2 protein-coding genes and 1 pseudogene are annotated in these 6,982 nt (G+C 75.1%); all 3 read left to right on the top strand.

Annotated elements, in window-relative coordinates; translation table 11 throughout:
- Positions 1 to 726: pseudogene (locus tag SSNG_RS38610) on the top strand (ABC transporter substrate-binding protein); the annotation flags it as partial.
- On the top strand, positions 723 to 2,531 hold the full coding sequence (locus SSNG_RS05070) for an ABC transporter ATP-binding protein (RefSeq protein ID WP_007262725.1): 1,809 nt from the start codon (positions 723 to 725) through the stop codon (positions 2,529 to 2,531). The pseudogene SSNG_RS38610 and the gene SSNG_RS05070, both read left to right, overlap by 4 nt.
- 44 nt (positions 2,532 to 2,575) lie before the next feature.
- Positions 2,576 to 6,982: non-ribosomal peptide synthetase (locus tag SSNG_RS05065; protein ID WP_007262724.1), on the top strand; the 4,407-nt coding region annotated here is incomplete at its 3' end.

The following is a 6,982-nucleotide window of genomic DNA, read 5'->3' as shown; positions in this document are numbered from 1 at the left end:
GTGGCCCTGGGTGAAGGACAAGTGGGGCTGACACCCTGCCCCGAAGTCGTCATGAACAACGGCGACACCGGCCCGAACTACGAGAAGATCGCCGCCCTGCGCCCCGACCTGATCATCGCCGTCTACTCCGAGATCGACCGCGCCGCCTACGACAAGCTCTCCAGGATCGCCCCCACGGTGGGCCGCACCAAGGGAGAGAAGGAGCCGTTCAGCGCCCCCTGGCAGGACAACGCCGTCCACATCGCCAAGGCCCTCGGCCGGGAACGCGAGGGCGCCGCCCTGGTCAAGGGCATCCAGGACAGGCTCGACGCGGCCCGCGCCGCCCACCCCGCGTTCGCCGCCCAGACGGCCGTGGCCCTGTCCTGGTACAAGGACGCGGCGGCGCCGTTCACCACCACCGACGTACGCGGACGGCTGGTGACCGGCATCGGCTACAAGGGGCAGACCGAGATCGACAAGATCGCCGACGGCAAGTTCTTCACCGTGCTCTCCCCGGAGCGGATGGACCTGATCGACGTCGACCGGATCTTCGTCATCAACGACAAGGCGGACCAGGAAGCCCTGAAGAAGTCCGAGCTGTTCGCCAACCTCAAGGCCGTCAGGAACGGAAGGGTCTCCTACCTCCTGGACAGCGAGGGACCGGCCGTCGGCGCCGCCATGTCCCAGGGCACCCTGCTCTCCCTGCCCTACGCGATCGACGAACTCGTCAAGTCGGCCGGGCAGTGAGTGCCACCGCGACCGACACCGACACCCGCCCCGCCCCGTCGGCGCTGCGCACGACGACGGGCCGCGAGGCCGCCCGCTGGGTCGCGGCGCACTGCCGCGAGCGGCCCTGGCTGACCTCCGCCACCGTGCTCACCACGGTGGCGGGGGCCGCGCTCCAGGTGCTCCCGCTGCTGCTCGTCGGCCGGGTCGTCGACGCGGCCGCCGCCGGCGGACCCCGCTCGGTCCTCTTCACCACCGGGGCGGTGATGGCGGCCGCCGCACTGCTCGGCGCGGTGGCCGCCGCCCTCTCCACGTACCTGGTCGGACGGCTCGGCGCGGACCTGCTCGCCCGGCTGCGCGAGGGCGCCGTCCGGGCCGTCCTGGGCATGCCCAGCACCCGGATCGAGCAGGTCGGCCGGGGCGACGTCCTCTCCCGGGTCGGCGACGACGTCGCCGTGCTCTCCCGGGGCATCCGCTCGGCCGTGCCCACCGTCTTCTCCGCCGGCGTGCTCGTCGCCATCGCCACGGCCGGCATGTTCGGCCTGGACTGGCGGCTCGGCCTGGCCGGCGCCGGCGCGCTGCCCGCGTACGCGCTCGCCCTGCGCTGGTACCTGCCCCGGTCCGCCCCGCTCTACCGCAGGCAGCGCGCCGTCCAGGCCGACCGGGCACAGGCGCTGATCAGCGGGCTCGACGGGATCGACACGGTCCGGGCCTACCGGCTCGAAGGAGCCGTCCGCGAGAAGGTCACCGCCGAGTCCCGGCGGGTGCGCGACCTCGGCATCGAGGTGTTCCGGCTCTTCGGCCGCTTCGTCGGCCGGGAGAACCGCGCCGAGTTCATCGGACTGGTCCTGATCATCCTGGTGGGGTACGCCCTGCTGGAGGCCGGCGCCGCGACCCTGGGCGAGGTGGCGGCGGCCCCGCTGGTGTTCCACCGGCTCTTCACCCCCCTCGGCGCCATCATGTTCACCTTCGACGAGGCGCAGAAGTCCGGCGCGAGCCTGACCCGGCTCGTCGGAGTGCTCGGGGAGGGCGCCGCCGACCGGCTCGTGGGCACGCCGACCGTCGCACCGGCGGAGGACGGCGCCCACCCGGTCACCGTCAAGGGCCTGACCTTCACCTACCCCGGCGCCGACGAGCCGGTGCTGCGGGACGTCGACCTGGCGATCCCCGCGGGCGGCTCGCTCGCCCTGGTCGGGGCCACGGGCGCCGGCAAGTCCACCCTGGCCGCGCTCGTCGCGGGCATCGGCACCCCGCAGGCCGGGTCCGTGCACATCGGCCCGACCGACCTCGCCGACCTCGACGAGGCCGGCGCCCGGGTCCTGGTGAGCATCCTGACCCAGGAGACGCACGTCTTCTCCGGGACGCTCGCCGACGACCTGCGCCTCGCCGCACCCGGGGCGTCCGACGCCGAACTGACGGCCGCCCTGCGCACCGTCGGCGCCGACGCGTGGGCCGAGGCCCTGCCCGACGGGCTGGACACCGCGGTCGGCGAGGGCGGCGAACGGCCGGACGCCACCCTGGTCGCCCGGATCGCCCTCGCCCGGCTGGTGCTGGGCCGCACGCCCGTCGTGGTGCTCGACGAGTCCACCGCCGAGGCGGGCAGCGAGGGCGCCGCCGGACTGGAACGGGCCGTGCGCGCCGCCTGCGCGGGCCGCACCACCCTGTTCGTGGCCCACCGGCTGACGCAGGCGATGGCGGCGGACCGGATCGCCGTCCTCGACGCGGGACGGGTGGCCGAACAGGGCACCCACGAGGAACTGGTGGCCCTGGGCGGCCGGTACGCGGACCTGTGGCGGGCCTGGCGCGAGGGAAGCCGGCCCACCTGACCCGGTGGGCCGCCGTACGGAAACCGAAGGGGCGTTGTTCCTTGATGACCGAACCGACCGCTCGTCTCGTACGGCTGTCTCCCACCCGGCTGGCCGGTGTGCGCCGGCGGGCCGGCGACCACGGCGACAGCACCATCACCACGGCCTGCGCCATCGGGCTGGCGTACTGGGCGACGGGCCGCGGCCCCGACGGCACGGCACTCACCCCGGGCACCCCCTTCACCGACCTCCTCGCCCTGGCCGCCGGCGGCGGCGCGGCCGCACCCACCGGCTGGGAGGTCGGCGCGGACGGCCGGAGCATCACCGTCCCCGCGGGCGTCGAACAGGCCGACGCGCAGCGGGCCCTGGACGACCTGGCCGACTTCCCGGTCCGCCCCCTCGCCACCATCGGACCGGGCGGCGCCGCCGAGCGCGCCCGGACCCTGGCCGCCTGGAACGACACCGGGGTGGATCGGGCCCGCTCTACCGTCGTGGAGATGTTCCGCGAGCAGGCGCGGACCAGGCCGGACGCCGTGGCCGTCGTCGACGGGCACCGCTCCCTGACCTACCGCCGGGCCGCGGAACTGGCCGCCCAGCTGGCCCACCATCTGACCGCGCGCGGCGTCACCGCCGAGCAGGTCGTCGGCATCTCCCTGCCCCGATCCGCCGACATGGTGATCGCCCTCCTCGGAGTGCTCCAGGCGGGGGCCGCGTTCGTACCCCTCGACCCGCAGTGGCCGGCCGCGCGCCGGGCGGCCGCCATCCAGGACGCCGGCGTGGTCCTCCAGCTCAACGACTCCGGTGAACACGACCCCGCCGAACCGGAGGCGGTGGCCGTCGACCTCGGCGACTGGGCCTTCGCCTCCCACCCCTGCGACGGGCCCGCGACTCCCGTCCCCGGCGCCGCCCTCGCCTACGTGATCTTCACGTCGGGGTCGACCGGCCGGCCCAAGGGCGCGATGATCCGGCACGAGGCCATCAGCGAGCGGCTGCTCTGGCAGAGCCGGGAGGTCCTCGGCTTCGGACCCGACGACGCCTCGCTGTTCAAGGCCCCGCTCTCCTTCGACATCTCCGTCAACGAGATCTTCCTGCCGCTGGTCACCGGCGGCCGGCTGGTGGTCCTGCGGCCCGGCGGCGAACGCGACCCCCACCACCTGCTCCGCGTCATCGCCGAGCAGCGCGTCACCTTCGCCTACCTCGTCTCCTCCATGCTGGACGTGCTCCTGGAGATCGCGGGCGACTCCGGGCGGCTCGACAGCCTGCGGCACGTCTGGTGCGGCGGCGAAGTCCTCACCCCCGAGCTGTACGAACGCTTCCGCGCGCGGCTCGGCATCCCCCTGTACCACGGCTACGGCCCGGCCGAGACGACCATCGGCGTCTCGCACGTCGTCTACCGGGGCGCCGCCGAACGCCTCACCACCTCCATCGGCAGGGCCAACCCCAACACCCGGCTGTACGTCCTCGACGAGGAACTGCGCCCCGTCCCCGTCGGCGTCCGCGGCGAGCTGTACGTCGGGGGCTTCCTCCTCGGCCGCGGATACGCGGGCGCGCCCGGCCTCACCGCCTCCCGCTTCGTCGCCGACCCCTTCGCCGCGGACGGCTCCCGGCTCTACCGCACCGGAGACCTCGCCCGCTACGCCCCGGACGGCTCACTGGACTTCCTCGGCCGGGCCGACAACCAGGTCAAGATCCGCGGCATGCGGCTGGAGACCGAGGACGTCGAGGCCTGCCTCGCCGAACACCCCGAGGTCCGGCACACCTGCGTCGTCGCCCGCAGGAACGCGGCCGGCGCCACCCACCTCGTGGGGTACGTCATCCCGGCCGCCGGAAGCGAGCACCTGCGGGCCGACGAGGTCAGGGACTGGGCCGCCGCACACATGGTCGACTACATGGTCCCCGCCCGCGTCGTCGTGCTGAAGGAGTTCCCCCTCACCGCCAACGGCAAGATCGACCGGGACGCGCTGCCGGAGGCCGAGACCGCGGCCGGCCCGCTCGTCGCACCCGCCACCGAGAACGAACGCCTGGTCTGCGCGGCGGTCGCGGCCGTGCTCCGGCTCGACGAGGTCGGCGTCGACCAGGACTTCTTCCGGCTCGGCGGGGACAGCCTCCTGGCGATCTCCCTGCTGAGCGCCTTACGCGAGGCCGGCCTGCACGTCACCGCCCGGCAGGTCTTCACCCACAGCGTCGTGGGCGCCCTGGCAGCGGTCGCCGGACGAGAAGGCGCCGCCCCCGCGGACGACGCCGGCACCGCCACCGGCCCCGTGACCGGATCACCGATCGTGCGGTGGCTCGGCGAGACCACCGACGCCGTCGACGGCTTCGTCCAGTCGGTGGTGCTCGACACCCCCGCGGCACTCACCGCCGAAGCACTCGACCGGATCCTGACCGCCGTGCTGCGGCGGCACGACATGCTCCGCGCCCGCCTGGTACGCGGCGACCACTGGGGCTTCGACGTCCCGGACGCCGACACGGCCCGCCCCCGGTGGGAGGAGAGCGACCGGCCCCTCGACGCGTGCGTCGCGCTCGCCACCGCCGGGCTGGACCCGGAGGGCGGCGTGATGCTGCGCGCCGTCTGGCGCCGCGCGGCCCGCCAACTGGTCCTGGTCGTCCACCACGTGGTGGTCGACGGGGTGTCCTGGCGGATCCTGCGCGACGACCTCGCCACGGCCTGGCGGCGGACGGCAGCGGGCGAAACCGTCGAACTCCCGCCGGTCCCCACGTCGTTCCGGCACTGGACCCGCCTGCTGGAACGGGCCGACTTCGCCGCCGACCGGGACCACTACCGGCGGCCGCTGCCCGCACCCGACGCGCCGCTCGGCCGACGCCCGCTGACCGATGCCGACACCGTCGCCCGGGAGCGGGCGGCCACCGTCACCGTCGGCCCCGGAGACACGGCCGCCCTGCTCGGCACGGTCCCCGCGCGGTTCCACACCGGCGCGGGCCCCGTCCTGCTCACCGCGCTCGCCGTCACCCTCGCCCGGTGGCGCCGCCGGCTCGGGCAGGACCAGACGTACGCCCACGTCGAACTGGAGGGCCACGGCCGCGAGGGCGGCCTGCTCGCGGACACCGCCGGCTTCGAACCCGACCTGTCGCGCACCGTCGGCTGGTTCACCACCCTCTTCCCCGTGACCGTGGACCCGGGACCCCCGACCGACCCCACCGCGCCCGCGTACCTGGCCGCCGCGCTCAAGGCGGTCAAGGACGACCTCGCCCGCGTCCCCGGCAACGGCCTCTCCTACGGAGTCCTGCGCCACCTCGCCGGCACCGACTTCGACGCCCCCGCCCCCCAGGTGCTGTTCAACTACCTGGGTCGGTCCGGCGCCGGAACCCCCGGCGACTGGGAACTCTCCGGCACCACCAGCCAGTTGGGGGAGCGGCGCGACCCCCGGATGCGGCTGCCGCGCGCCCTGGAGTTCAACGCCGTCGCCGAACCGGACCCGGCCGGCGGCCACCGGCTGGTCACCACCCTCACCTGGCCCGAGGGGATGTTCACCGACGAGGACGTCACCGCCCTCACCGGCTGGTTCCGGGAGGCCCTCACCGGCCTGGCCGCCCTGGCCCCCCTCGGCCTCGGCGGCCACTCGCCCGGCGACTTCCCCCTGGTGGCGCTCACCCAGGCCGACGTGGACGGCCTCGACGGGCCCGCCCTGCGCGACGTCCTGCCGCTGACCCCGCTGCAGGAAGGCCTCTACTTCCACTCCGTCTTCGACGACGACTCCCCGGGCAGCTACGTCGAGCAGCAGCTGCTGACCCTGGAGGGCGACGTGGACGCCGGCCGGCTCGCGGCGGCCGCCACCCGGCTCCTCGCGCTCTTCCCGAACCTGGCCGCCCGGTTCACCGGTCTCGCCGACGGCCGGGTGGTCTCCGTACTGGAAAGCGGCGCCGACGCCCCGTTCACCACCCTGGACCGGCCCGGAGCCACCACCGAGGAGATCGGCGCGTACGCCGAGCGGGACCGCCGGGCCGGCTTCGACCTGGCCACCGGCCCGCTCATGCGGTACACCCTGATCCGCACGGCACCGGGGCACAGCGTCCTGGTGCAGACCGTCCACCACCTCGTCGCCGACGGCTGGTCCGTGCCGCCGATGCTCCGCGTCCTGCTGGCCGAGTACCACGCGCCCGGCAGCGCGCACCCGCGCGACGGCTTCACCGACTACGTACGGTGGCTGGCCGGGCGCGACCAGGACGAGAGCGACCGGGTGTGGGACGAACAGCTCGCCGCACTGCCCGGCCCCTCGCTCGTCGCCGAGGGGCACACCCCCTCCGGCCGGTTCGCCGACGCCGCCGCCGACGCCCACGGGGACCCCGACGGGGCCGCCCGCGCCGCCGGCGTCCCGCTCAGCGCCGCCGTGCACAGCGCCTGGGCGCTCACCCTGGGCGGCCTCCTGCACGGCACCGACGTGGTGTTCGGCTCCACCGTGTCCGGGCGCGACTCCGGGCTGCCCGGCGTCGAGGACATGGTCGGCCTGTTC

It is taken from the genome of Streptomyces sp. C, assembly GCF_000158895.1.
GTDB lineage: Bacteria > Actinomycetota > Actinomycetes > Streptomycetales > Streptomycetaceae > Streptomyces > Streptomyces racemochromogenes.
This window is presented reverse-complemented; position numbering and strand designations above follow the sequence as displayed.